The following is a 25,363-nucleotide window of genomic DNA, read 5'->3' as shown; positions in this document are numbered from 1 at the left end:
CTCAAGCCACGTGAGCGCGCTCGACCGCTCGCTCACACTCTACGCCGAGCACGAGTTCAATGCATCGACGTTCACGGGCCGCGTGGTCGCAGGAACGGGCTCAGACATCTACTCGGCAATCACCGCCGCGATTGGCGCGCTGCGCGGACCGAAGCACGGCGGTGCCAACGAGGTCGCGCTCGAGATTCAGAAGCGCTACAGCACGCCCGACGAGGCCGAGGCCGACATCCGCGCGTGCATCGCGCGCAAGGAGATCGTCATCGGCTTCGGTCACCCGGTCTACACCACCGGCGACCCGCGCAACCCGATCATCAAGGAAATCGCCCGCGAGCTTTCCGCCGGGACAGGTGATATGAATCACTTCAACATCGCCGAGCGTATCGAGACCGTCCTTTGGAGCGAGAAGCGCATGTTCCCGAATCTCGATTGGTTCAGCGCCGTCGCCTACGAGCGGATGGGCGTGCCGATGCTGATGTTCACGCCGCTGTTCGTGATCGCGCGCACCGCGGGTTGGGCGGCGCACATCATCGAGCAGCGCATCGACGGCAAGATCATCCGCCCGAGCGCCAATTACACAGGTCCTGAAGACCTGAAGTTTGTGCCGCTCAAGGATCGCCCGTAACCATGAACAGCATGAATACTCAGTACCGTAAGCCGCTGGCCGGCACCGCTCTGGACTACTTCGACACCCGTGAGGCGGTCGATGCCATCGCCCCGGGCGCTTATGCCAAGCTGCCCTACGTATCCCGCGTGCTGGCTGAGCAGTTGGTGCGCCGCTGTGAGCCGGCCGCGCTGACCGATTCGCTCAAGCAGTTGATCGAGCGCAAGCAGGACCTGGATTTTCCCTGGTACCCGGCTCGCGTGGTCTGCCACGACATCCTAGGGCAGACCGCACTGGTCGACCTGGCCGGCCTGCGTGACGCCATCGCCGAGAAGGGCGGTGATCCGTCCAAGGTCAACCCGGTAGTGCCGACCCAACTGATTGTCGACCACTCCCTGGCCGTGGAAGCTGCGGGCTTCGACCCGGATGCCTTCGCCAAGAACCGCGCCATCGAAGACCGTCGCAACGAGGACCGTTTTCACTTTATCGAGTGGACCAAGACCGCGTTCAAGAACGTCGACGTGATCCCGGCCGGCAACGGCATCATGCACCAGATCAACCTGGAGAAAATGAGCCCGGTGATTCAGGCGCGTGGCGGCGTAGCCTTCCCCGATACCTGCGTGGGTACCGACTCGCACACCCCGCACGTCGATGCCCTGGGCGTAATCGCCATCGGCGTCGGCGGTCTGGAAGCGGAAACCGTGATGCTCGGCCTGCCGTCGATGATGCGCCTGCCCGACATCGTCGGCGTGCAGCTCACTGGCAAGCGCCAGCCTGGCATTACCGCCACCGACATCGTCCTGGCCATCACCGAGTTCTTGCGCAAGGAGCGCGTGGTCGGTGCCTGGGTCGAGTTCTTCGGCCCGGGTGCGGATAGCCTGTCGATCGGCGACCGCGCGACCATCTCCAACATGTGCCCGGAATATGGCGCCACCGCTTCGATGTTCTACATCGACCAGCAAACCATCGATTACCTTAAACTCACCGGTCGTGAGCCGGAGCAGATCGAGCTGGTAGAGAACTACGCCAAGACCACCGGCCTGTGGGCTGATGCTCTGGTCAGCGCCGAGTACGAGCGCGTACTGAGCTTCGATCTGTCGACCGTCGTGCGCAACATGGCTGGCCCGTCCAACCCGCACAAGCGCCTGCCGACTTCGGCACTGCAAGAACGTGGCATTGCTGGCGACGCCATGCTGGCGGCGTCCAAGGTCGAGGAAGCCGAAGGTCTGCTGCCAGATGGCGCGGTGATCATCGCCGCCATTACCAGCTGCACCAACACGTCCAACCCACGCAACGTAGTTGCCGCCGGTTTGCTGGCGAAGAAGGCCAACGAGCTGGGTCTGCTGCGCAAGCCGTGGGTCAAGACCTCATTCGCTCCTGGTTCGAAAGTCGCCAAGCTGTACCTGGAAGATGCCGGTCTGCTGTCGGAGCTGGAAAAGCTCGGCTTCGGCATCGTCGGCTATGCCTGCACCACCTGTAACGGCATGTCCGGTGCGCTGGACCCGGTAATCCAGCAGGAAATCATCGACCGCGATCTGTACGCCACTGCCGTACTGTCCGGTAACCGCAACTTCGACGGTCGTATCCACCCCTACGCCAAGCAGGCCTTCCTGGCCTCACCGCCGCTGGTCGTGGCCTACGCCATCGCCGGTACCGTGCGTTTTGATATCGAGCAGGACGTGCTGGGTACTGACAAGAACGGTAACCCGATCACCCTGAAGGACCTGTGGCCGAGCGACGAGGAAATCGACGCTATCGTTGCCGCCTCGGTGAAGCCGGAGCAGTTCAAGCAGGTCTACATCCCGATGTTCGATCTGGGCACTATCGAGGAAGCGGAAAGCCCGTTGTACGACTGGCGCCCGATGTCCACCTACATCCGCCGTCCGCCGTACTGGGAGGGCGCGCTGGCCGGTGAACGCACGCTCAAGGGCATGCTGCCGCTGGCAATCCTGCCGGACAACATCACCACCGACCACCTGTCGCCGTCCAACGCGATCCAGATGAACTCGGCCGCTGGTGAGTACCTGCACAAGATGGGCCTGCCGGAGGAGGACTTCAACTCCTACGCCACCCACCGCGGCGACCACCTGACTGCGCAGCGCGCTACTTTCGCCAACAAAGAACTGGTCAATGAAATGGCCGTTGTTGACGGCGTAGTGAAGAAGGGTTCGCTGGCGCGCGTCGAGCCGGAAGGCAAGGTCATGCGCATGTGGGAAGCGATCGAAACCTACATGAACCGCAAGCAGAACCTGATCATCGTTGCCGGTGCTGACTACGGTCAGGGCTCGTCGCGTGACTGGGCTGCCAAGGGCGTACGCCTGGCTGGCGTGGAAGTGATCGTCGCCGAAGGCTTCGAGCGCATTCACCGCACCAACCTGGTCGGCATGGGCGTGCTGCCGGTCGAGTTCAAGTCGGGCACCACCCGCCTGACCCTCGGCCTCGACGGCAGTGAAACCTATGACATCCAGGGCGAGCTGTCGCCGCGCTGCGAGCTGACCCTGATGGTCAATCGTCGCAATGGCGATGTGGTCAAGGTGCCGGTGACCTGCCGTCTGGATACCGCTGCTGAAGTCAACGTCTACAACGCTGGCGGCGTGTTGCAGCGCTTTGCCCAGGATTTCCTCGAGGCGACGGTGGCAGTTTAAGCGCAGTGTTGCGGGAGGGGCTTTAGCCGCGTTTAGCTTTAAGGAGCTCGCGGCTAAAGCCCCTCCTACATGCGCTGTCTTCACATAATTTGGAGTAGGTCTTAACCATGCCCCACGCACCCCAAATCAAAATCCCCGCCACCTATATGCGTGGCGGCACCAGCAAAGGCGTGTTCTTCCGCCTGCAGGACCTGCCGCCAAGCTGCCAGGTGCCGGGCGTTGCGCGTGACAAGCTGTTTATGCGGGTGATCGGCAGTCCCGACCCCTATGCCGCGCAGATCGACGGCATGGGCGGCGCGACGTCGAGTACCAGCAAGTGCGTGATCCTGTCGAAAAGCAGCCAGCCGGATCACGATGTCGACTACCTCTACGGCCAGGTCTCGATCGACAAGGCCTTTGTCGACTGGAGCGGCAACTGCGGCAACCTGTCCACAGGTGCCGGGGCTTTTGCCATTCATGCAAGCTTGGTTGATCCGGCGCGTATCCCGGACAACGGCGTGTGCGTGGTGCGTATCTGGCAGGCGAATATCCAGAAAACCATCATTGCCCATGTGCCGGTCAGCAATGGTCATGTGCAGGAAACTGGCGATTTTGAGCTGGACGGGGTGACCTTTCCGGCTTCGGAGATCGTGTTGGAGTTCCTCGATCCGTCCGATGATGGCGAGGAGGGTGGTTCGATGTTCCCCACCGGTAATCTGGTCGATGAGCTGGAAGTGCCGGGCGTCGGAACCTTCAAGGCAACCATGATCACTGCCGGCATTCCAACTGTGTTCGTCAATGCCGAAGACATTGGTTACAGCGGCACCGAGCTGCGTGAGCAGATCAATGCTGACCCTGAGCAACTGGCGCGCTTCGAGAAGATTCGTGTGGCCGGGGCGCTGCGTATGGGGTTGATCAAGGCGGCGGAAGAGGCGGCGACCCGGCAGCACACGCCGAAGATTGCCTTTGTGGCCAAGCCCAAGAACTACCTGTCATCCAGCGGCAAGACGGTGCAGGCCGGTGAAGTCGATCTGCTGGTGCGTGCGCTGTCCATGGGCAAGCTGCATCACGCGATGATGGGCACCTGCGCGGTGGCCATCGGTACTGCAGCGGCGATTCCGGGTACCTTGGTCAATCTGGCGGCTGGTGGCAGTGCGCGGGAGGCGGTGCGTTTTGGCCATCCGTCCGGCACCTTGCGTGTTGGCGCTCAGGCGGCGCTGGTCGACGGTCAGTGGACGGTAACCAAAGCCATTATGTCGCGTAGCGCACGCATTCTGATGGAAGGTTGGGTGCGTGTGCCGGGCGATATTTTGTAGCGTTATAAATAAGAAAAGGCTCGAAGTGTTCGAGCCTTTTCTTTTAGCTTCAATGGGTTGTACGGGTTACTTGAGGCGGCGTTCAACACCTTTTTCCACCAGGATCTTCGCGGAAATCTCTTCCACGGAGAAATAGGTGGAATTGATAAAGTTAATGTTCTCGCGGCGGAACAGGTTTTCCACCTCGCGCACTTCAAATTCGCACTGGGCGAAGCTTGCGTAGCGGCTGTTGGGCTTGCGCTCGTGACGGATAGCAGTGAGGCGATCCGGGTCGATGGTCAGGCCGAACAGCTTTTCCTTGTGCTTTTTCAGCACCGCAGGCAACTGCAGTCGCTCCATATCATCTTCGGTCAGCGGATAATTTGCGGCACGAATTCCGTATTGCATTGCCATATACAGGCAAGTCGGGGTTTTGCCGCAGCGCGAGACGCCAACCAGGATCAGATCGGCCTTGTCGTAGTAGTGGGTGCGTGCGCCGTCGTCGTTGTCGAGGGCGAAGTTTACCGCCTCGATACGCTCCATATAGTTGGAGTTGTGCCCGATGGAGTGGGATTTACCCACCGAATAGGACGAATGCGAGGTCAGCTCCTGCTCCAGGGGGGCGAGGAAGGTCGAGAAAATATCGATCATATAGCCGTCGGACTCGGCCAGGACGTCGCGAATATCCTGATTGACGATGGTGTCGAAGATGATCGGGCGGGCACCGTCCTTCTCGGACGCACTGTTGATTTGTTGTACCATTGCGCGGGCTTTTTCCACGCTGTCGATATAAGGCCGCGTGAGTTTGGTAAAGTCGATGGTTTCAAACTGCGCCAGCAGGCTTTGGCCCAGGGTTTCGGCAGTGATGCCGGTGCCGTCGGAGATGAAAAAAGCGGTTCGTTTCATTTGCACCATGGGCCTTAAGCTGGGAAGGATTCTTGGCTATCATAGGCCCGCCTTTGCAGGGCCGAACTGGCTGGCATTGTTACTTATTTTCCAGGGCCAGGCCACAATCGTGCGGGCATGTACCGCCGAACCATCTAGCTCCTGAGTTTTTCCAACATCGTTAGTGGAGAGATCACCTTGGTAGAGTACGTAGTTTCCCTCGATAAGCTCGGCAATCATGATGTTGAGCACGTAGGGGGCAAGAACGCCTCCCTGGGCGAGATGATCAGCAACCTTGCCGGTGCCGGAGTGTCGGTACCCGGTGGTTTCGCCACTACTGCGCAGGCCTATCGGGACTTTCTCGAGCTGAGCGGCCTGAACGCGCAAATCCATGCCGCGCTCGATGCTCTTGATGTCGATGACGTCAATGCCCTGGCCAAAACCGGTGCGCAGATTCGCCAATGGGTGATGGATGCGTCCTTCCCTGAAGAATTGAACGCGCAGATCCGCACCGCCTTCGCCGAAATGGCCGGCGGCAACGAGAATATGGCGGTTGCCGTGCGCTCTTCGGCCACCGCCGAAGACCTGCCGGACGCCTCCTTTGCCGGCCAGCAGGAAACCTTCCTGAATATCCGTGGCGTGGAAAACGTGATCCGCGCGGCCAAAGAGGTATTCGCCTCGCTGTTCAACGACCGCGCCATTGCCTACCGCGTGCATCAGGGCTTCGACCACAAACTGGTCGCCCTGTCTGCCGGTGTGCAGCGCATGGTGCGTTCGGAAACCGGCACCGCCGGCGTTATGTTCACTCTCGACACCGAGTCGGGTTTCCGTGACGTGGTGTTTATCACCGGCGCTTATGGTCTCGGCGAAACCGTGGTGCAGGGTGCGGTCAACCCTGACGAATTCTATGTCCACAAACAGACCCTGGAAGCCGGTCGCCCAGCCATTCTGCGTCGCAATCTGGGCAGCAAGGCGATCAAGATGATCTACGGCGACGAAGCCAAGGCCGGCAAATCGGTCAAGGTGGTCGATGTGGATCGCGCCGAGCGTGCGCGTTTCTGCCTGAGCGATGCCGAAGTCAGCGAATTGGCCAAGCAGGCCATGATCATCGAGAAGCACTACGGCCGGCCGATGGACATCGAATGGGCCAAAGACGGCGATGACGGCAAGCTGTATATCGTTCAGGCCCGCCCCGAGACGGTAAAAAGCCGCTCCAGCGCCAATGTGATGGAACGCTACCTGCTCAAGGAAACCGGTACTGTGCTGGTCGAAGGCCGCGCGATTGGTCAGAAGATCGGTGCCGGCAAGGTACGGGTGATCAATGACGTGTCGGAAATGGACAAGGTCCAGGCCGGTGACGTACTGGTTTCCGACATGACCGACCCGGACTGGGAGCCGGTGATGAAACGCGCCAGCGCCATCGTCACCAACCGCGGCGGGCGTACCTGCCACGCGGCGATCATTGCCCGTGAGCTGGGGATTCCTGCAGTGGTCGGTTGCGGTAACGCCACCCATGTGCTGAAAGACGGCATGGGCGTGACCGTTTCCTGCGCCGAGGGCGACACCGGCTTTATTTTCGAAGGCGAACTGGGCTTCGATATCCGCAAGAACTCGGTCGATGCCATGCCGGATCTGCCGTTCAAGATCATGATGAACGTCGGCAACCCGGACCGCGCCTTCGACTTCGCCCAGCTGCCCAACGAAGGCGTGGGCCTGGCCCGTCTGGAATTTATCATCAACCGCATGATCGGCGTGCACCCCAAGGCGCTGCTGAACTTCGCCGGCCTGCCGCCGGAGATCAAGGACAGTGTCGAGAAGCGCATCGCCGGTTACGATGATCCGGTCGGCTTCTACGTCGAGAAGCTGGTCGAGGGCATCAGCACCCTGGCCGCGGCATTCTGGCCGAAGAAGGTCATCGTGCGCCTGTCGGACTTCAAGTCCAACGAATACGCCAACCTGATCGGCGGCAAACTCTACGAGCCGGAAGAAGAAAACCCGATGCTGGGCTTCCGTGGCGCTTCGCGTTACATCAGCGAATCGTTCCGCGACTGTTTCGAGCTGGAATGTCGCGCGCTGAAGAAAGTACGCAACGAAATGGGCCTGACCAACGTCGAGATCATGGTGCCGTTCGTGCGTACCCTCGGTGAAGCCAGCCAGGTGGTCGATCTGCTCGCCGCCAACGGTTTGGCCCGCGGTCAGGATGGTCTGAAGATCATCATGATGTGCGAGCTGCCGTCCAATGCCATCCTGGCCGAAGAGTTCCTGGAGTTCTTCGACGGTTTCTCCATCGGCTCCAACGACCTGACCCAGCTGACCCTTGGCCTGGACCGTGACTCCGGCATCGTTGCGCACCTGTTCGATGAGCGTAACCCTGCGGTGAAGAAGCTGCTAAGCAACGCCATTCAGGCCTGCAACAAGGCCGGCAAGTACATCGGCATCTGCGGTCAGGGCCCTTCGGACCACCCGGATCTGGCGCGCTGGCTGATGGATCAGGGTATTGAAAGCGTTTCGCTGAACCCGGATTCGGTGCTCGATACCTGGTTCTTCCTCGCGGAAGCTCAAGCGCCGGTCTGATCGCGCGGTTAAATCGCGGTACAAGGGCGGGTTTATCCTGCCCTTTTTTATGGTCTGCCATCCCTGGCGACCACCCTTCGGGCCGTCGCTAGCGACGTTAAAAATTGCTCCTGGCAATTTTTTGTGTTCAGCACGTTCGTATGCTTCACCCCCTGCGGGGCACGTCGCGAGCGATGTGAAAAATTGTTCCCGACAATTCTTGTTGTCGGCCGTCGTTGGCGGTCACCCGTCGGGCAGCGTGAAAGATTGATCCCAGCAACTCTTTGTACCAGAGCGCAGAAGATGCAAAGCAGCAGTGAGCTTTTCCCCGTCACCTTGATCAGTGCGGAGTTTCGTGGCGATCTGAGCGAGGATGTCTATCGCCTCAAGCCCGGCAACAGCCCGGATAACAGTGTTCAACTGGCTCTGACGCGCCTGGGCCGCGCCGATCATCAGCAGGATCGTGGCGTGCCGGTGATCCTGATTCCCGGCAGTTTTTCCAACCGACGCTTCTGGTATTCGCCCAAATGCATCGGCCTCGGCCCGCAGTTGGCGCGTGCGGGTTTTGATGTGTGGATTGCCGAGATGCGTGGTCATGGCCTGTCGCCGCGCAATCGCCAGTACAAGCACAACAAGGTCAGCGACTATGTGCGTTATGACCTGCCGGCAATTGCCGATTTTATTTACGAACAGAACCCGCAGAAAGCCCATTGGCTGGGCCATTCCCTGGGCGGTATCACCCTGGCTGGGGCACTGGGCGGTGGTTATCTGGACGAGTCGAAAATGGCTTCGGCGGCGTTGTTTGGCAGCCAGATCAGCCGCGTCTACTGGCCGCTCAAGGTGCCGCCAGTGGAGTGGGGCAGTCGTCTGTTGCTCAAGGGCTTCTCGGTGATATCCGGCTCCAGGCTCAAGCGCGGTCCCGAGGATGAGCCGGCCAGTCTGGCCATCGAAAGCCTGCGCTGGCACGGCTTGTTCGGCCGCTTTGGCGATGCCGAGCGGGACTGGTGGGCTGGCCTTGCCAAGGTGCGGGTTCCGGTCATGGCCGTGGCGGCGGTGGGCGATAGCCAGGACCCGGCATGGGCCTGCCGCAAGCTGCTTGAGCAGTTTGGCTCGCCTGTGAGCGAATTTCTCTGCCTGGGCAAAAAGCATGGTTTCCACAGCGACTTCGGCCATGTCGAAATGCTGGTCAGCAAAGAGGCTCAGCGCGAGGTATGGCCGCTGGTGGAGCAGTGGTTGCACAGGAGTGCGCAGGTCGAGAGTGGGGCGTCTGAGGGGAACAAATCCGTTTCAGCCGAGTAGCCTTGCGGCTATTATCTGACTTTCGCGTGAATTCTGGTCACTCTGTGCGGGCGGCGGAGGTGCAATGTTTGTTGCTCTTGAGCACTTGCTTAACCTCAAGGAGGGCTATCGTCGGGTTTTTCCGCTGCAGGGACGCAGTTTGCTGCTGATGGTGGTCGAAGGTCGTACCCTGTTGCTGGAGAACCGTTGCCCACACCAGGGCGCTCCTTTACACGATGCGACTCTGGTCGCCGGTGTCTTGCGTTGTGCCCGGCACGGGATCGAGTTTGAACTGCTCAGTGGCCGCGCCTTGAATGCCCAGTGCCCCGGCCTTGTCCATCTGCCTCTGGCCTATGCGGCCGATCGTGTCGGTATAGAGCTGTAAGCCACATCTATAGATAACAGGAGTTTTGCCATGCACTACATTACCCCCGATCTGTGCGACGCCTATCCGGAACTGGTTCAGGTGGTCGAGCCGATGTTCAGCAATTTCGGCGGCCGCGACTCCTTTGGCGGCGAGATCGTCACCATCAAGTGCTTCGAGGACAACTCGCTGGTCAAGGAGCAGGTCGAGCAGCCAGGTAAGGGTAAGGTCATGGTGGTCGACGGCGGTGCCTCCATGCGCCGTGCGCTGCTTGGTGACATGCTGGCGGAAAAGGCTGCGCACAATGGCTGGGAAGGCATCGTGGTGTATGGCTGCGTGCGTGATGTTGATGTGCTGGCGCAGACCGAACTGGGTATCCAGGCCTTGGCCAGTCACCCGATGAAGACCGACAAGCGCGGTATCGGCGATCTCAACGTGGCGGTGACCTTTGGCGGCGTGACGTTCCGCCCGGGCGAATACCTGTACGCCGACAACAATGGCGTGATTGTCTCGCCGTCCGCGTTGCAGATGCCGGAGTAAGCTGAATTTGTTAGACGCCACAATGCCGCGTGAAGAGCGCGGTCTGGTCCATGCCTTTGTCCTCGATGGGCTGGGTGGGGCGCGGGCCGTGGATCGTCGCCAGTTGCAGGAGCTGCAACTGGCCGAGCAGGAAAGCCTCTGGGTACATTGGGATCGCAGCCACTCGCAGACCCAGGACTGGCTGCGCCGCGAGAGCGGGTTGAGCGGGTTTGCCTGCGACCTGTTGCTCGAAGAGAACACCCGGCCGCGGATGCTGCCGTTGCCGGAGCATGAGTTGTTGCTGTTCCTGCGCGGGGTCAACCTCAATCCGGGGGCCGAGCCGGAGGATATGGTCTCGCTGCGCATCTTTGCCGATGCGCGCCGGGTGATCTCCCTGCGCTTGCGACCTGTGCGAGCGACAGAGGCGCTGATCGCGGATCTGGCCGCTGGTAACGGGCCAAAATCCGCCTCGGAAGTGATCTTGAGCCTGGCCCACTATCTGACCGACAAGGTCGAGAACCTGGTGACGGAGTTGTCCGAACAGGTCGATGAGCAGGAGGAGATGGTCGATGCTGAGCAGCGCCTGGTGCCCGATCACGGCCGACTTCTGCAGATGCGCCGACGCGCGGCCAGCCTGCGACGTTTTCTCGCCCCGCAGCGGGACATCTATGCGTTGCTGACGCGCCATCAACTCCCCTGGTTTCTGGCCGACGACACCGACTACTGGAACGAGCTGAACAACCGCCTGACCCGCTATCTGGAGGAACTGGAACTGAGCCGTGAGCGTGTCAGCCTGGTTCTCGAGGCGGAGAATCGGCGCATGGACCAGCGCATGAATCGCACCATGTACCGTTTCGGTATCATCGCCGGCGTGTTTCTGCCTTTGACCTTCCTTACCGGGCTGCTGGGCATCAATGTCGGCGGTATTCCGGGGGCGGACAGTCCTTATGGCTTTGCCATCATCTGTGTGCTGATGGTGGCTGTGGCCCTTGGCCAATGGTGGTTGTTACGGCGGGTGCGCCTGGCTTGATGTGACTATCCAGGCCGTCCGCTCGTCTAGCCGTCACGTCCTGTGAGGTGTGCAATGCACGACCCTTTTGAAGAATCGCTGCGCGATCTGCTCAAGTCATCCGCGTCGAGTCACGACGATGATGCCTGCCTGCATCGCGTCCTGAAGACCGCCAACCGCCAAGTGGGCGCGGGCGATCTGTTTGCCCTGATGGGCCACTGCCTGGGTGCACTGATGATCGCGATCAATAGCGGCGCGGCGCATATCTCGCCCGTCACCCGGCGCAAACCTTCCGATCCCTCTCTTGATAAGGCTGATTAAGCATGGAATTTACTCAAGTCCTGGTTGATGCGATGGCCAGCGTATGGACCCCAATTGCCGCGTTTATTCCACGCCTGTTCGGGGCCATGGTGGTGGTGCTGCTGGGTTTCGTGGTGGCCAAGTTCCTCGACACCCTGCTATCCAAGCTGCTCGGCAAGATCGGTCTGGATCGCCTGATGGCAGGCACCGGCCTGACCAAGTTGCTCAGCCGTGCCGGCATCCAGGTGCCGGTATCGACCCTGATTGGCAAGATCATCTACTGGTTCGTGCTGTTGATCTTCCTGGTGACGGCCGCCGAGTCCCTGGGCCTGGAGCGGGTTTCTTCAACCCTGGATACCCTGGCGCTGTACCTGCCCAAGGTGTTCGGTGCGGCATTGGTGTTGCTCGCCGGTGTGCTGTTGGCGCAACTGGTCAGCGGTCTGGTGCGCGGCGCGGCCGAGGGCGTGGGGCTCGAGTATGCCCATGGCCTGTCGCGAGTGGCCCAGGGCCTGGTGATTATCATCAGTATTTCGGTGGCCATCGGCCAACTCGAAGTCAAAACCGACCTGCTCAACAATGTGATCGCCATCGTGCTGATTTCCGTTGGTCTGGCCGTGGCCCTGGCGCTTGGTCTGGGTAGCCGGGATATTGCCAGCCAGATACTGGCGGGCATTTATGTGCGCGAGTTGTATGAGGTTGGGCAACAAGTTCAGGTTGGTGAGGTCGAAGGGCAGATCGAGGAGATTGGTACGGTCAAGACCATCCTGTTGACCGACGCGGGCGAACTGGTCTCCGTGGCCAATCGCACCTTGCTTGAGCAGCGCGTAAGCAGCCGCTAAGGCGTCAATCCCTGTTATTGTATGCCGCCGACCCAGTCGCCCGTTTGTGCGGACTGCGGCGGCTTTTGTCCTGACTGTCGGCCCGACTCGTTTTGAATAAAGCCCAATCTGTGTCTCTGCGTTACGACCCCCGCGAGCTCTCGGATGAAGAGCTGGTGGCGCGTGCCCACGACGAGTTGTTCCACATCACCCGTGCCTACGAAGAACTGATGCGTCGTTACCAGCGCACGTTGTTCAATGTCTGCGCGCGTTATTTGGGCAGCGAGCGGGACGCCGATGATGTTTGTCAAGAGGTCATGCTTAAAGTTCTTTACGGTTTAAAGAACTTTGAAGGTAAATCCAAGTTTAAAACCTGGTTGTACAGCATTACCTATAACGAATGTATTACTCAATATCGCAAAGAACGGCGTAAACGCCGTCTTATTGATGCGCTGAGCCTGGATCCGCTCGAAGAAGCAGCGGAGGATAAAACTCAGAAAGTTGAAGAACGCAATGGTCTGGATCGCTGGTTGGTGCATGTCAATCCTATTGATAGGGAAATCCTGGTGCTACGTTTTGTCGCAGAGCTGGAGTTCCAGGAGATCGCCGACATCATGCACATGGGCCTGAGCGCGACGAAAATGCGCTACAAACGGGCCCTTGACCGCCTGCGTGAAAAGTTTTCTGACAGTCCTGAAACTTAATTAAATTATAAACGTCGAAGTACTTGGTTAATTCTGTTAGGATTTGCCGATTGAGTTGTCATGAGTTTGTCAGACAACTTACTGACCACCAAGAATAGGGATTTAACAATGAAATTGAAAAACACTTTAGGCGTTGTCATTGGCTCGCTGCTGGCTTCCTCCTCGCTCAGCGCGCTTGCTCAGGGTCAGGGCGCTGTCGAAGTGGACGTTTTCGGTAAGCGTACCTTTACCGAAAGCAATCGTGACGCTACCAACGGCAATCTGTTCGGCGGCGGCATTGGTTACTTCCTGACAGATGACGTTTCCCTGAACCTGACGCACGGTGTGTACCGCAGCATGCGTTCCCAGGACACTCTGCCGGGCTCCACCCATGGCCGTGAGCAACTCGACGGTCACCTGAGCACTGTAGAAGCCCTGTACCACTTCGGTACTCCAGCTGCCCAGAGCCTGCGTCCTTATGTGTCCGCCGGTTTCGGCCATCAGGACCTGGACAACACCTACACTCGCGGTGATGACAAAACCACCTTCGCGATGGTCGGTGCCGGTGCCAAGTACTACTTCACCGAAATGTTCTTCGCCAAAGCTGGTGTAGATGTACTGCACAGCCTGGATACCGAAAACACCGAGTGGCAGGCAGGCGTTGGCGTCGGTCTGAACTTCGGCGGCAGCACCAAGCCTGCCGAGGTTGTTGAAGCTGCTCCTGAGCCGATGCCTGAGCCAGTTGCTGCTGAAGAGCCGATGGAACTGGTTCGTGTTGAGCTGGACGTCAAGTTCGACTTCGACAAAGCCAGTGTCAAAGAAGAAAGCTACGGCGACATCAAGAACCTGGCCGACTTCATGAAGCAGTACCCGCAGACCACCACCGTGGTTGAAGGTCACACTGACTCCAAGGGTTCCGATGCCTACAACCAGAACCTGTCTGAGCGTCGTGCCAACGCCGTTCGTGACGTCCTGGTTAACCAGTACGGCGTAGAAGCTCAGCGCGTTAACGCTGCTGGCTACGGCGAAGCCCGTCCGGTTGCCGACAACGCTACCGACTCCGGCCGCGCTGTTAACCGCCGCGTAGAAGCTGAAGTAGAAGCTCAGATCCAGCAGTAATTGATCTGACGCTGTAGAAAACCCCGCTTCGGCGGGGTTTTTTACGACTTTTTTTCGGCCTGCGCTGGCTTCTTATCCGCTGTCCGGGGCGCTTCTGCGGTGTGCCCCAGGCCTGCGCCGCCGTGCACCCAGCACCCGTATTCTCCAGGCGAAAAAAAGCCCGCTGAGGGGGCAGCGGGCAAGATCACAACTCCGCAGGAGCGCGAAGCAGTTAGGCACTGATGGCAATGGCCGCGTGTTGCTGCTGGCTTGCGACCTCGCCGATGACCAGGATTGCAGGGCTTTTCAGTTGGAAGTCCAGGGCGTCCTGCTGCATCGCGTGCAGGGAGCTGCGGCATTCGCGTTGCTGTGGCAGGGAGGCGTTCTCGATCAGCGCCACCGGCATATCGGCGCGCATACCGCCGGCCAGCAGGCTTTCGCGGATTTCCGCCAGTTTTGCCACGCCCATATACACCACCAGAGTGGTGCCGCCTTGAGCCAGGGCCTGCCAGTTGAGCGTGCTGTCGTCTTGGGTGTGGGCGGTGACCAGGGTCACGCCGCGGGCCACGCCGCGCAGGGTCAGGGGGATGCCGCACTGGGTAGCGCCGGCTAATCCTGCGGTAATGCCGTTGACCATTTCCACTTCGATGCCATGGGCGCTGAGCCAGTCGACTTCTTCACTGCCGCGGCCAAAGATACAGGGGTCGCCGCCTTTCAGGCGCACCACGCATTTGCCCTGGCGGGCGTAGCGCAGCATCAGGCGATGGATAAAGGCCTGAGGCGTGGAACGGCAGCCTCCGCGCTTGCCCACCGGCACCACCCGGGCATTCGGACAGTGCTCCAGCACGGCCGGGTTGACCAGGTCGTCGATCATCACGATATCGGCCCGATTGAGGGCTTTTACCGCCTTGAGAGTCAGCAGTTCCGGATCACCGGGCCCTGCGCCTACCAGCCAGACTTTTGCGCTCATACGGCATTCCTCGCGTAGGGTGCGCTGTGCGCACCAAATTGTTCGGGTTGGTACGCATGGCCTAGGCGGCCCCGCGCACCCTACGGTTATGCATTGATTGCTATTGGTGCAGTGGCCAACAGCCGCTTGATTTCCGGGACACAGGAGCCGCAACTGGTGCCGCACTTAAGTTCCTGCTTGAGGCCGTCGAGGTTGAGGCCGCGGGCGATCCCTGCGCATACCGCGTCCTGGCTGACGTTCAGGCAGTTGCACAGGGTCTTGCTGGGTTTTCTGCCGCTGGCCGCACCCGGCGGGGTGGACAGCGGTGCGAGCAGCCAGCGGCGTAGGTCGGCATCGGCCTGACCTTCGCTCCACAGGCTTTTCAGCCAGTCGCGGGCGGCAGTTTCCCCGGCCAGGCGGATGGCGGTGATGCGGCCGTCCTCGATGCGCACGCGCTTGCCGACCGCTTTACGCGGGTCGTCATAGGCCAGCACCGGGCCTTCGTGCAGGCCGAGCAGTTGGTCGATCTGCGCCAGCAATTCGGGCTCGGGAGCCACGGCGCAGGCGGCGCGGATCAGCAGAGCAGGGCGCTCGCGCCCGGTCAGGTTGAGGTTGGCGTAGGCAAAACCTTCGAACAGCGGGCGCAGGGCCTCGAAACGCGTCTGCACCTGGCCTTCGACCAGGGCAAAGAAGGTCCAGGGCAACTCGACCTTTTCCACCTCGACCCCGGCGTGCTTGAGTTCGGGCTGCTTGGACAGTGGGTCAAATGCCGGTTGGGTCAGCACATTGGTGCCCAGGCCCTTGAGAAAACGGTTGCCCCAGTGCATCGGCAGGTAGGCCTGGCCGGCACGTATGCTGTCGTCGGCCTGCACCGGCAGAATCAGGCTGCCGCGACGGCTGCGTACCTTGATCAGGTCGCCGCTTTCTAGACGGCGGCGGCGCATCTCGTCCGGGTGCAGGCTGAGCACGGCCTCTTCGACATGGCCGAACAGGCGCGCGGCGGTACCGGTGCGGCTCATGCCGTGCCACTGGTCGCGCAGACGACCGGTGTTGAGGGTCAGGCTAAAGCGCGCCTCACGTTTTTCCTTGGGTGCACGGTAAGGGTCGGCATGAAACTGCGCGCGACCATTGGCAGTGGGGTAACGCGCGTCGCCGTAGAGGCGCGGCGTACCCTGGGTTGCGCCGGCCGGGAACGGCCATTGCTGGGGACCTTGGTTATCCAGAATCGCGTAGCTGAGCCCCGACAGGTCGAGGTCACGCTGGGCGGTCAGGTGTTTGTACTCCTCGAACAGCCCTTGCGGGTGGTCGAAGTCGAACAGGCTGGGCAGGCCGGGGCGGAGCAGTTTTTCTAAACGACGGGCGAAATCGGTGGTGATCGCCCAATCCGACCGCGCCTCTTTGGGCGCTGGCACGGCGCTGCGTACATGACTGACGCGGCGTTCGGAATTGGTCACCGTACCTTCCTTCTCGCCCCAGCTGGCGGCGGGCAGCAGCAGGTCGGCGTAGTGGCAGGTCTCGGTGGTGAAAAAAGCTTCCTGCACCACCACGAACGGGCAGGCGGCCAGGGCTTCATGCACTTTGTTCTGATCCGGCATGGACTGCGCCGGGTTGGTGCAGGCGATCCACAGGGCCTTGACCTTGCCGACGCGCACTGCTTCGAACAGTTCAATGGCGCTCAGCCCGGCACTGGCCGGCAGCGCGTCGACGCCCCAGTACTGCGCCACTTCGGCGCGGTGCTCGGCATTGCCGGCCTCGCGATGGCCGGGCAGCAGGTTGCTCAGGCTACCGGTTTCGCGACCGCCCATGGCGTTCGGTTGACCGGTAAGGGAAAAGGGGCCAGCACCGGGTTTGCCGATCTGCCCGGTGGCCAGGTGCAGGTTGATCAGCGCGCTGTTTTTGGCGCTGCCGCTGCTCGACTGGTTGAGGCCCATGCACCACAGCGACAGGAAGCTCGGCGCGCTGCCAATCATCCGCGCGCATTGCTGCAGGCTGTCCTGACTAATGCCGCATATCTCGCTGACCATCTGCGGGCTGTAATCGCGCACCAGGGTTTTGAGGGCGTCGAAACCTTCGGTGTGGGCGTCGATATAGGCGCGGTCGATCCAGCCTTCCCACATGAGGATATGCAGGATGCCGTGAAACAGGGCGACATCGCTGCCCGGGATGATCGGCAGGTGCAGGTCGGCCAGGTCACAGGTATCGGTGCGCCGTGGGTCGACGACGATGATCTGCATGTCCGGGCGCTTTGCCTTGGCTTCTTCCAGACGGCGAAACAACACCGGGTGGGCGTAGGCCATATTGCTGCCAGCGATCAGCAGGCAGTCGCTCTGCTCGATGTCTTCGTAGTTGCACGGCGGCGCATCGGCACCGAGGCTGCGCTTGTAGCCGACCACGGCCGAGGACATGCACAGGCGCGAGTTACTGTCGATATTGTTGGTTCCCACCAACGCTCTCGCCAGCTTGTTAAAGGCGTAGTAGTCCTCGGTCAGCAATTGGCCGGAGATATAGAAGGCGACGCTGTCCGGACCGTGCTCGCGGATGGTTTCGGCGAACACGTTGGCGGCATGATCCAGGGCGCTGTCCCAGTCGGTGCGGGCACGGGCCAGGCCTTTGCCCAGACGCAGTTCGGGATACAGCGCACGGGCGTCGAGATCGCCGGTCAGGTGCAGGGTCGAGCCCTTGCTGCACAGCTTGCCGAAATTGGCCGGATGCGCGGGATCGCCCTGGACGCCGAGGATCTTCTCGTCATCGTGTTCGATCAGCACGCCACAACCCACGCCGCAATAGCAGCAGGTGGAGGCGGTGATCTGATGGGAATGGGTCATGGGCGTCATCTCTCTGCGGTAATCGGGTAGGCCACGGCGCAAAGTGCGCGGCCTACCAATGACCTATCAGGCACATTCGCTAGCGCTGTTCAGGGCCAGCAGCACCCGGCCGTTCTCTACCTTGGCCTGGTGCCGGTGAGCGCAACCCTGGTCCGGGGCCACGGCCTCGCCGCTGTCCAGCTCGATCTGCCAGTTGTGCAGCGGGCAGGCCACGCGCTTGCCGTAGATGATGCCTTGCGACAGCGGGCCGCCCTTGTGCGGGCAGCGGTCGTCGAGGGCGAACACCTCATCGGTCGAGGTGCGAAAGATTGCGATATCGCCCTTGGGCCCTGCGACGATGCGGGCACCCAGTGGGTTGATTTCATCCAGGTCGCAGATATCCAGCCAGTTCATACGTGCGCCTCCAGTTGCTGCAGTGCGATGCGGTCGAATTCTTTCTTCAACTGCGGTTTGGCCAGTTGTTCCTTCCACGGGTCCTGCTCGAACGACAGGGAGAACAGCAGGCGCTCATGCAGGGCCTTGCGCCGCTCGGCATCTTCCAGCACGCCTTGCTTGATGTGCTCCATGCCTACGCGCTGCATGTAATGCACGGTGCGCTCGAGGTAGAAGGCTTCCTCGCGGTAGAGCTGGAGGAAGGCCAGGCTGTATTCCATGACTTCTTCGGCAGTCTTGAGCTTGACGAAGAACTCGCCGGCCTCGGTTTTGATGCCGCCGTTGCCACCGATATACAGCTCCCAGCCGGAGTCGACGCCGATGATGCCAACGTCCTTGATCCCGGATTCGGCGCAGTTGCGTGGGCAACCGGAGACCGCCAGCTTGACCTTGTGCGGCGACCACATATTGAACAGCGCGTGTTCCAGGTCGATGCCCATCTGCGTGCTGTTCTGCGTGCCGAAGCGGCAGAACTCGCTGCCGACGCAGGTCTTCACGGTGCGGATGGATTTGCCGTAGGCGTGGCCGGACGGCATATCGAGGTCTTTCCACACGCCCGGCAGGTCGTCCTTCTTGATCCCCAGCAGGTCGATGCGCTGACCGCCGGTGACCTTGACCATGGGCACGTTGTACTTGTCGGCCACGTCGGCGATGCGGCGCAGCTCCGAGGCATTGGTGACGCCGCCCCACATCCGCGGAATCACCGAGTAGGTGCCGTCTTTCTGGATATTGGCGTGGGCGCGTTCGTTGATAAAGCGCGACTGTGGGTCGTCCTTGGCCTCGCCCGGCCAGGTGGAAATCAGGTAGTAGTTCAGCGCCGGGCGGCAGGTGGCGCAGCCGTTCGGCGTGCTCCAGTTGAGGAAGGCCATGGCCGCCGGGATGCTGGTCAGGTGCTCGTCGCGGATGGCCTTGCGGATCTGCCCGTGGTTGAGATCGCTGCAGCCGCAGATGGCTTTTTCGCTCTTCGGCTTGACGTCCGCCGCGCCGCCCACGGTGTTGATCAGGATCTGTTCGACCAGGCCGGCGCAGGAACCGCAGGAACTGGCGGCTTTGGTGTGCTTTTTCACGTCGTCGACGCTGAACAGGCCGTGCTCCTGGATGGCCTTGACGATGGTGCCTTTGCACACGCCGTTACAGCCGCACACTTCCATGTCATCGGGCATCGACATGGCCTTGCTCTGGCCCTGATGGCCGGTGTCACCGATGGCGTTTTCGCCGAACATCAGATGATCACGGATCTCGCTGACGTTGTGGTTTTCGCGGATCTGGCGGAAGTACCAGCCGCCGTCGGCAGTGTCGCCATACAGGCAGGCACCGACCAGCACGTCGTCCTTGATTACCAGCTTCTTGTACACGCCGCCGATGGGGTCGGAGAGGGTGATGGTTTCGGTGCCATCTGCGCCCATAAATTCGCCGGCGGAGAACAGGTCGATGCCGGTGACTTTCAGTTTGGTCGAGGTCACCGAGCCCTGGTAGCGGGCGAAACCGAGCTGGGCCAGGTGGTTGGCGCACACCTTGGCCTGTTCAAACAATGGCGCGACCAGGCCGTAGGCGATGCCACGGTGGCTGGCGCATTCGCCGATGGCGTAAACCCGCGGGTCGAAGGTCTGCATGGTGTCGTTGACCAGGATGCCGCGGTTGCAGGCAATCCCGGACTGTTCCGCCAGGTCGCTGTTGGGGCGGATACCGGCGGCCATCACCACCAGGTCGGCGGGGATCACTTCACCGTCCTTGAACTTCACCGCACAGACCCGGCCTTCGCCGTTGTCCAGCAGCTCGGCGGTGAGCTTGGGCAGGAGGAACTTCAGGCCGCGGTCTTCCAGGGATTGCTGCAGCAGACGGCCGGCGGTAGCGTCGAGCTGACGCTCCAGCAGCCAGTCGCCCAGGTGCACCACGGTCACGTCCATGCCGCGCAGCTTGAGGCCGTTGGCCGCTTCCAGACCGAGCAGGCCGCCGCCGATAACCACCGCATGCTTATGGGTCTTGGCGGTTTCCATCATCATCTGGGTGTCGGCGATATCGCGATAGCCGATCACCCCGGCCAGGTCCTTGCCCGGAATCGGCAGGATAAAGGGGTTGGAACCGGTGGCGATAAGCAGACGATCGTACTCGGCCTCGCTGCCGTCATCGGCGACGACCACACGGGCTTTACGGTCGATCTTCACTACTTTACGGCCGAGCAGCAGCTTGATGCCGTTGTCCGCATACCAGTTGAGGTCGTTGAGCACGATTTCCTCAAAGGTCTGCTCGCCGGCCAGTACTGGCGAGAGCAGGATGCGGTTGTAGTTGGGGTGCGGCTCGGCACCGAACACCGTAATGTCGTAGAGGTCGGGGGCGAGCTTGATCAGCTCTTCGAGGGTGCGGACACCGGCCATGCCGTTGCCAATCATCACCAGCTTGAGTTTTTTCATGCCGGCCATCTCCTGAATAAAAAACACGGAAAACAAAAAAGGCGTCCCGCTAGTCACCTAGCGAGGACGCCTTTGTCCAAGTCCCGTTCTCTCGGGAAGTACAGCCCTCAACGTTGAAGGCTGTGCTTTATAAATTCTGCTAGTAAACGTAATGCAGGGCTTGTGCCAACTTCTGCAAGTGGCGTTTTCCATGGCTTTTCAGCCACTTGCAGGCTTTGTTCGGCGCTGTTATTGCACTACTTAAAGGCGTCTTGCGCTGTATTGGTGCGCTTTGAGTCAGAGCAGCAGAAACAGCAGTGCCAGGTTCAGCGCCAGGGAAAACAGCGCGACACTGCGCCAGACCAGCAGGGGCTCGCGTTCGAGCAGCGGTCTTGGCCGGCTGCTGAGAGATTTGCGTTCGCCCTGTTCCAGGGCCAGCAACCACTCCTCGGCGGTCTCATAGCGTGCCTTGGGCTCGGCGGTCAGGGCGCGATTGAGGCTGTCGTCGATCCAGCCTGGCAGGTCCGGGCGATAGCGGCTGGCTGGGGTCGGCTGGCCAAAGCGCGGATGCTGGAAGGCTTCGATCTCGCCGTAGGGATAGTGCCCGGTCAGCAGGTGATAGAGGGTCACGCCGGCGCTGTAGAGATCCTGCTGGGCCGTGGGGGCTGTGCCGGCAAAGGCTTCGGGGGCGATATAGCTGGGGGTGCCGGGCAGCTCATGGGCCTCGTCGCGGGACAGCCCCGGGCAGTAGGCCAGGCCGAAATCCAGCACGCGCAATTCGCCATCATCGCCCCACAGCAGGTTTTCCGGCTTGATATCGCGATGGAGGATATTGCGCCGGTGCAGCATGCCCAGGGCCTTGATCAGCCGCGGGGCGATGTCCAGCCACTCTGGCAGGCCCAGCGGGCCATTCAGGCGTAGATGTTCGGCCAGGGTCTGGCCGCTGTATTCGCGCTGCACGTAATAAAGGTGCTGACGTTGCGGCAGCGGGTGCACATCGGCGAAGAAGCGCCCCGCGACCCGGCGCAGAAACCATTCCTCGAGCAGCAGTGCGGGGCCGGCCTGTGCTTCATCGGCGCGGCTGGGCGGCAGGGTCTTGAGCAGCCAGCGCCGCGCCTGGGCATCGCGCACCCGGTAAATCATCGACTGGCGTGACTCGGCGAGCAGCCGTTCAACCTGCCAGCCCTCGAAATCATGCCCTTCGCGCAAGCGCGGCGGTATGGGCCAGTGCTCCAGCTGCGCCAGGGTATCGGCCAGGTCGCTTTCCGGCAGGGCCTCGACCCTTAGCAGCAGGGCGCTGGCATTGTCCTGGCTGCCGGCCAGATGCGCGGCGTTGACCAAGGCGCGGCTGGCGGCGGCGAGATCCTGTTCGTCGTGGATAATCTGCTGGATGCCGTTGTCGCCCAAGGTGGCCCAGACGCCATCGCTGACCAGTACAAAGCACTCGCCCTCGCACAATTCGCCGTCCAGGTAGTCCACCACCAGATGCTGATCCAGGCCCATGGCGCGTTTGAGCACATGTTGCATGCCCGGCTGTTCCCATACATGGTCTTCGCTGATGCGTTCGAGCAGGCCCTGGTGCCAGCGATAGGCACGGCAGTCGCCGACATGCGCCAGGGTAAAGCGCCGGCCGCGCAACACCAGAGCAGTGAGGGTGGTCAGCAGCGGCTGGCCGCCGCCATTGGCTTGCAGCCAGCGGTTATGGGCTACCAGCAAGCGGTCCAGGGACTGGGTCACGGCCCAGGTTTCAGGAGTGGAGTAATAGTCCAGGGCCAGGGCCTGCAAGGTGGCGCGGGCGGCCAGGCCGCCGTCGGCGCACTGGCTGACGCCATCGGCCAGGGCGAACAGATAGCCCTTGCTCGCGGCCAGGGCCGGGGCCGGGGTCACCACGCGAATGGCGTCCTGGTTCTCGGCCCTGGGGCCGATCGCGCTGGCTTCGCCGAAGGTCAGTTGCAGGGCCATGCTGAAGTTCCTGGGGCTGTTGCTGAAGAAGCGCTGAGGCAAAGGCGAGGCTGGTGAGGCAGCAAAGGAGAGCCGCTGCCGACTTCTCCCGCCTTTCCTGACCAGTGCAATAAGCGCTGCCAGTCAGCCCCGCCTTTGCCTCAACGCTTCAATGGTTGAGCGTAGGGTGGATCGCGCTTTACCGATCCACCGTTGCTCCATGGTGGATGAAAAAGGCGTCATCCACCCTACGTCTGTGCAATTACACGCGGGCGGCGGTGACCGCAGCGCTACCCCAGGTGGTGCGCCAGCGGCGCTTGACGCTGTACAGGCCGAACCAGGCCAGCACGCCGAGGCTGGCAAACAGCCACAGGCCCATCTGGTAGTCGCCGGTCTGCTGCTTGATAGTGCCCAGGCCTGCGGCCAGGAGGAAGCCACCGATGCCGCCGGCCATGCCGATCAGGCCGGTCATTACGCCGATTTCCTTGCGAAAACGCTGTGGCACCAGCTGGAATACCGCGCCGTTACCGGCACCCAGACCAAGCATGGCGGTAACGAACAGGGCCAGGGCGGCAGCCGAGCTTTCCAGGTTGAAACCCACGGCGGCAATGCTCAGCGAGGACAGGGTGTACATCATCAGCAGCGAGCGGATACCGCCGATACGGTCGGCCAGGGCACCACCGAGCGGGCGCATCAGGCTGCCGGCGCAAACGCAGGCGGCGGTGTAGTAACCGGCGGTCACCGGGTTCAAGCCGTACTGGTCGTTGAAGTAGCCGGGCAGGGCGCTGGCCAGGCCGATAAAGCCGCCGAAGGTGACGCTGTAGAAGAACATAAACCACCAGCTGTCGCGGTCACCCAGGGCTTTCAGGTAATCGGCGGCGGCTTTCGGCTTGGGCCGCTCGGGGGCGTTCTTGGCCAAAAAGGCGAAGATCAGCAGGGTGGCCAGCAGCGGAATCAGCGCCCAGCCGAACACGTTCTGCCAGCCGAACAGGGCGGCCAGGCCGGGGGCGAACAGGGCAGCCAATACGGTGCCGGAGTTACCCGCACCGGCAATGCCCATGGCCTTGCCCTGGTGCTGCGGCGGATACCACTGCGAGGCCAGGGGCAGAGCCACGGCGAAGGCGGCACCGGCAAAGCCGAGGAACAGGCCGAGCAGCAGGGCCTGTTCGTAGCTATTGATACCGATCTGCCAGGCGCAGAACAGCGCCACTATAACGATGACCTGGCCGATCAGGCCGGCGGTCTTGGGCGACAGGCGGTCGGCCAGAAAACCCATCAACAGGCGCAGCACGGCACCGGCAAGGATCGGCGTGGCCACCATCAGGCCGCGTTGCTGGGCAGTAAGGTCCAGGGCGGTGGCGATCTGTACGGCCAGGGGGCCGAGTACATACCAGACCATAAAGCTCAGGTCGAAATAGAGAAACGCGGCAAACAGCGTCGGTGTGTGGCCGGATTTCCAGAAACTTGTATTCATCGCAAACCTCATCGGCAGAAAAAGGGTCCCGGCGGGCACGTCGCGCCATGGTCGTGGACACGGCGGCCGCAACCCACCGGGGAGGTGCCGTACTTGTGATGCGGCACCCTGAGGCCGAAGCCACAGCTGGGTTGAGAGAGTTACAAGCGCAGACCCTGGATCACAGCGTCTGCACCCGCCCCGAACACTGGAGCTTAAAAACGAAAAACGCCGCATCTACCGGTCGCCCTAGGGCGTGGTCTATGCGACGTCTTTGTCGTTTGTCGAGCAGCCACCGTTGGCTGCCTGTATGTATGACTAAGCAAAAGCTGAGCCAACACACCAGCACCAGGGTTTAACAGGGCTGCGCACAACAAGGCGACATGAATGCGCTGCAAAAAGAGGCGTGGCGCTCGCGGGTGCACTCGGATGGGGCGGATAGGGCGTACCTGGCGATCCAGGCGGGTGGTTATGGACGGGACGCGGGCCGGCGTCTAACGCAGCAGGGCTGTAGCCTCTGGGTTTGCTGCCTGGGCGTTGTAGGCGCAGCGGCGCTCGGGCTCGGTAGCGTCTTGGGTCATGGCCTGAGTCGGTATGGGCAGGGTCAGCAGGGCGATGGCGAGCAGGTTGCTCGCCAGCCCGGCCTGGCGGACGTGGCTGTGCGTGGTTGGCATGGCGGTTCCCCTGTTGGCGTTATGCCTAAGGCGTAGCAGGCGAATCGCGATCTGTCATGTCGATAGCCTGCTAAGCGACGTATGACCTTAAATAAGGCAAAAAACACGCCTGAGTGCCGGGTTCAGGGTCGTTTATCGACTGGGGATATTGATACCGAACCCGCGTCTTTCCCTCGCTATGGATGCTTAAGTCCGCGAGGCCACTAATCCAGCCAGTTGACCTTGGCGAATTTGGCGCTGAAGGCGGCAGGCATCTCTACCACTTTGCCCAGGCGGTAGTTGAAGAACACAAAGCCGGATTTGGCCATCGCCACCAGCGCACCGTCGGCTGGGCGGCTGATGCGAAAGCTGATGTCGCCACCATAGCGGTTGAAGTCCATCACCCCGACCTCGAACAACAGCTGGTCGCGGGCATGGGCTTCGGCGCGGTAGGTGGTGGCCAGGTCGGTGACGATGATACCGAGGCCGTCCTCGCGGGTTTCCTCGATGCCGAACTCGAACAGAAAACGCGCCCGCGCCTCGGAAATCATCGAGATCATCGAGTCGTTGCCCAGGTGGTTGGCCGCGTTGATATCGGTCACCCGTACCGTCAGGTGAGTGCTGTAGCAGAACTGGTCTTCGGGAAACTCGAGTTTAAGGCGGGCCATGGGCGGGTCTCATGCGCTGTGATAA

21 protein-coding genes are annotated in these 25,363 nt (G+C 61.4%); 12 read left to right on the top strand and 9 right to left on the bottom strand.

Annotated features, from left to right (window positions below):
- The 3 genes from VMP31_RS23280 to prpF form a co-directional block, all read left to right on the top strand.
- The coding region (locus VMP31_RS23280; RefSeq protein WP_325510221.1) for a citrate/2-methylcitrate synthase at positions 1–622 on the top strand (622 nt) is incomplete at its 5' end.
- Between the two features lie 11 nt (positions 623–633).
- A complete protein-coding gene (acnD, locus tag VMP31_RS23275; RefSeq protein WP_325510225.1) occupies positions 634–3,246 on the top strand; it encodes a Fe/S-dependent 2-methylisocitrate dehydratase AcnD in 2,613 nt (870 codons plus the stop codon).
- A 107-nt stretch (positions 3,247–3,353) separates the two neighbouring features.
- On the top strand, positions 3,354–4,541 hold the full coding sequence (gene prpF, locus VMP31_RS23270) for a 2-methylaconitate cis-trans isomerase PrpF (RefSeq protein WP_325510219.1): 1,188 nt from the start codon (positions 3,354–3,356) through the stop codon (positions 4,539–4,541).
- A 66-nt stretch (positions 4,542–4,607) separates the two neighbouring features.
- Here the strand turns inward: prpF and ppsR are convergent, their stop codons facing one another.
- Complete coding sequence (gene ppsR, locus VMP31_RS23265) at positions 4,608–5,426, bottom strand: posphoenolpyruvate synthetase regulatory kinase/phosphorylase PpsR (protein WP_325510217.1); 819 nt, start codon at positions 5,424–5,426, stop codon at positions 4,608–4,610.
- A 177-nt stretch (positions 5,427–5,603) separates the two neighbouring features.
- On the opposite strand from ppsR, the gene ppsA reads away from it, so the two are divergent.
- From ppsA to VMP31_RS23220, 9 genes are all read left to right on the top strand, one after another.
- Positions 5,604–7,979: a phosphoenolpyruvate synthase gene (ppsA, locus tag VMP31_RS23260; RefSeq protein ID WP_325510215.1), complete on the top strand. Its 2,376-nt coding sequence runs from the start codon at positions 5,604–5,606 to the stop codon at positions 7,977–7,979.
- Positions 7,980–8,261: 282 nt separating this feature from the next.
- Positions 8,262–9,257 (top strand): alpha/beta fold hydrolase, encoded by a 996-nt coding sequence (locus VMP31_RS23255; RefSeq protein ID WP_325510214.1) that lies wholly within the window; start codon positions 8,262–8,264, stop codon positions 9,255–9,257.
- 64 nt (positions 9,258–9,321) lie between these two features.
- Positions 9,322–9,621 carry a Rieske (2Fe-2S) protein gene (locus VMP31_RS23250; protein ID WP_325510212.1) on the top strand — a complete coding sequence of 100 codons (300 nt, stop codon included), beginning with the start codon at positions 9,322–9,324 and terminating at the stop codon, positions 9,619–9,621.
- Between the two features lie 30 nt (positions 9,622–9,651).
- Complete coding sequence (gene rraA, locus VMP31_RS23245; protein ID WP_325510210.1) at positions 9,652–10,140, top strand: ribonuclease E activity regulator RraA; 489 nt, start codon at positions 9,652–9,654, stop codon at positions 10,138–10,140.
- 22 nt (positions 10,141–10,162) lie between these two features.
- Positions 10,163–11,149, top strand: a complete 987-nt coding sequence (locus VMP31_RS23240; protein WP_325510208.1) for a zinc transporter ZntB — start codon at positions 10,163–10,165, stop codon at positions 11,147–11,149.
- A gap of 54 nt (positions 11,150–11,203) precedes the next feature.
- Positions 11,204–11,449, top strand: a complete 246-nt coding sequence (locus VMP31_RS23235; protein ID WP_325510206.1) for a CrfX protein — start codon at positions 11,204–11,206, stop codon at positions 11,447–11,449.
- A gap of 2 nt (positions 11,450–11,451) precedes the next feature.
- Positions 11,452–12,267, top strand: coding sequence for a mechanosensitive ion channel family protein (locus VMP31_RS23230; RefSeq protein ID WP_325510204.1), 816 nt, complete (start codon positions 11,452–11,454; stop codon positions 12,265–12,267).
- Positions 12,268–12,359: 92 nt separating this feature from the next.
- Positions 12,360–12,950, top strand: a complete 591-nt coding sequence (gene sigX / locus VMP31_RS23225; RefSeq protein ID WP_325510202.1) for an RNA polymerase sigma factor SigX — start codon at positions 12,360–12,362, stop codon at positions 12,948–12,950.
- 108 nt (positions 12,951–13,058) lie between these two features.
- Positions 13,059–14,048, top strand: a complete 990-nt coding sequence (locus tag VMP31_RS23220) for an OmpA family protein (protein WP_325510200.1) — start codon at positions 13,059–13,061, stop codon at positions 14,046–14,048.
- A gap of 211 nt (positions 14,049–14,259) precedes the next feature.
- Here VMP31_RS23220 and cobA read toward each other — a convergent pair whose 3' ends face one another.
- The 8 genes from cobA to VMP31_RS23180 all read right to left on the bottom strand — a co-directional run bounded on the left by cobA (position 14,260) and on the right by VMP31_RS23180 (position 25,338).
- Positions 14,260–14,997 (bottom strand): uroporphyrinogen-III C-methyltransferase, encoded by a 738-nt coding sequence (gene cobA, locus VMP31_RS23215; protein ID WP_325510198.1) that lies wholly within the window; start codon positions 14,995–14,997, stop codon positions 14,260–14,262.
- Positions 14,998–15,083: 86 nt separating this feature from the next.
- Complete coding sequence (locus tag VMP31_RS23210) at positions 15,084–17,801, bottom strand: molybdopterin-dependent oxidoreductase (RefSeq protein WP_325510196.1); 2,718 nt, start codon at positions 17,799–17,801, stop codon at positions 15,084–15,086.
- A gap of 66 nt (positions 17,802–17,867) precedes the next feature.
- Positions 17,868–18,194 (bottom strand): nitrite reductase small subunit NirD, encoded by a 327-nt coding sequence (gene nirD / locus VMP31_RS23205; RefSeq protein WP_325510194.1) that lies wholly within the window; start codon positions 18,192–18,194, stop codon positions 17,868–17,870.
- Positions 18,191–20,644, bottom strand: coding sequence for a nitrite reductase large subunit NirB (nirB, locus tag VMP31_RS23200; protein ID WP_325510192.1), 2,454 nt, complete (start codon positions 20,642–20,644; stop codon positions 18,191–18,193). The genes nirD and nirB overlap by 4 nt, the downstream gene beginning before the upstream one ends.
- Positions 20,645–20,920: 276 nt before the next feature.
- On the bottom strand, positions 20,921–22,585 hold the full coding sequence (locus VMP31_RS23195; protein ID WP_325510190.1) for a bifunctional protein-serine/threonine kinase/phosphatase: 1,665 nt from the start codon (positions 22,583–22,585) through the stop codon (positions 20,921–20,923).
- Positions 22,586–22,826: 241 nt separating this feature from the next.
- The gene (locus tag VMP31_RS23190) at positions 22,827–24,038 is read right to left on the bottom strand and encodes a nitrate/nitrite transporter (protein WP_325510188.1); all 1,212 of its coding nucleotides are present in this window, start codon (positions 24,036–24,038) and stop codon (positions 22,827–22,829) included.
- 473 nt (positions 24,039–24,511) lie between these two features.
- On the bottom strand, positions 24,512–24,691 hold the full coding sequence (locus VMP31_RS23185; RefSeq protein WP_325510186.1) for a hypothetical protein: 180 nt from the start codon (positions 24,689–24,691) through the stop codon (positions 24,512–24,514).
- A gap of 203 nt (positions 24,692–24,894) precedes the next feature.
- Positions 24,895–25,338 (bottom strand): thioesterase family protein, encoded by a 444-nt coding sequence (locus tag VMP31_RS23180; RefSeq protein WP_325510184.1) that lies wholly within the window; start codon positions 25,336–25,338, stop codon positions 24,895–24,897.
- Positions 25,339–25,363: the final 25 nt, after the last annotated feature.

Source organism: Pseudomonas sp. (assembly GCF_035512415.1).
Lineage (GTDB): Bacteria > Pseudomonadota > Gammaproteobacteria > Pseudomonadales > Pseudomonadaceae > Aquipseudomonas.
This window is presented reverse-complemented; position numbering and strand designations above follow the sequence as displayed.

Coding starts and splice junctions, on each gene's coding strand:
- acnD (WP_325510225.1), top strand. CDS start 634: ATGAATACTCAGTACCGTAAGCCGCTGGCCGGCACCGCTCTGGACTAC.
- prpF (WP_325510219.1), top strand. CDS start 3,354: ATGCCCCACGCACCCCAAATCAAAATCCCCGCCACCTATATGCGTGGC.
- ppsR (WP_325510217.1), bottom strand. CDS start 5,426: ATGAAACGAACCGCTTTTTTCATCTCCGACGGCACCGGCATCACTGCC.
- VMP31_RS23255 (WP_325510214.1), top strand. CDS start 8,262: ATGCAAAGCAGCAGTGAGCTTTTCCCCGTCACCTTGATCAGTGCGGAG.
- VMP31_RS23250 (WP_325510212.1), top strand. CDS start 9,322: ATGTTTGTTGCTCTTGAGCACTTGCTTAACCTCAAGGAGGGCTATCGT.
- rraA (WP_325510210.1), top strand. CDS start 9,652: ATGCACTACATTACCCCCGATCTGTGCGACGCCTATCCGGAACTGGTT.
- VMP31_RS23240 (WP_325510208.1), top strand. CDS start 10,163: ATGCCGCGTGAAGAGCGCGGTCTGGTCCATGCCTTTGTCCTCGATGGG.
- VMP31_RS23235 (WP_325510206.1), top strand. CDS start 11,204: ATGCACGACCCTTTTGAAGAATCGCTGCGCGATCTGCTCAAGTCATCC.
- VMP31_RS23230 (WP_325510204.1), top strand. CDS start 11,452: ATGGAATTTACTCAAGTCCTGGTTGATGCGATGGCCAGCGTATGGACC.
- VMP31_RS23220 (WP_325510200.1), top strand. CDS start 13,059: ATGAAATTGAAAAACACTTTAGGCGTTGTCATTGGCTCGCTGCTGGCT.
- cobA (WP_325510198.1), bottom strand. CDS start 14,997: ATGAGCGCAAAAGTCTGGCTGGTAGGCGCAGGGCCCGGTGATCCGGAA.
- VMP31_RS23210 (WP_325510196.1), bottom strand. CDS start 17,801: ATGACCCATTCCCATCAGATCACCGCCTCCACCTGCTGCTATTGCGGC.
- nirD (WP_325510194.1), bottom strand. CDS start 18,194: ATGAACTGGCTGGATATCTGCGACCTGGATGAAATCAACCCACTGGGT.
- nirB (WP_325510192.1), bottom strand. CDS start 20,644: ATGAAAAAACTCAAGCTGGTGATGATTGGCAACGGCATGGCCGGTGTC.
- VMP31_RS23195 (WP_325510190.1), bottom strand. CDS start 22,585: ATGGCCCTGCAACTGACCTTCGGCGAAGCCAGCGCGATCGGCCCCAGG.
- VMP31_RS23190 (WP_325510188.1), bottom strand. CDS start 24,038: ATGAATACAAGTTTCTGGAAATCCGGCCACACACCGACGCTGTTTGCC.
- VMP31_RS23185 (WP_325510186.1), bottom strand. CDS start 24,691: ATGCCAACCACGCACAGCCACGTCCGCCAGGCCGGGCTGGCGAGCAAC.
- VMP31_RS23180 (WP_325510184.1), bottom strand. CDS start 25,338: ATGGCCCGCCTTAAACTCGAGTTTCCCGAAGACCAGTTCTGCTACAGC.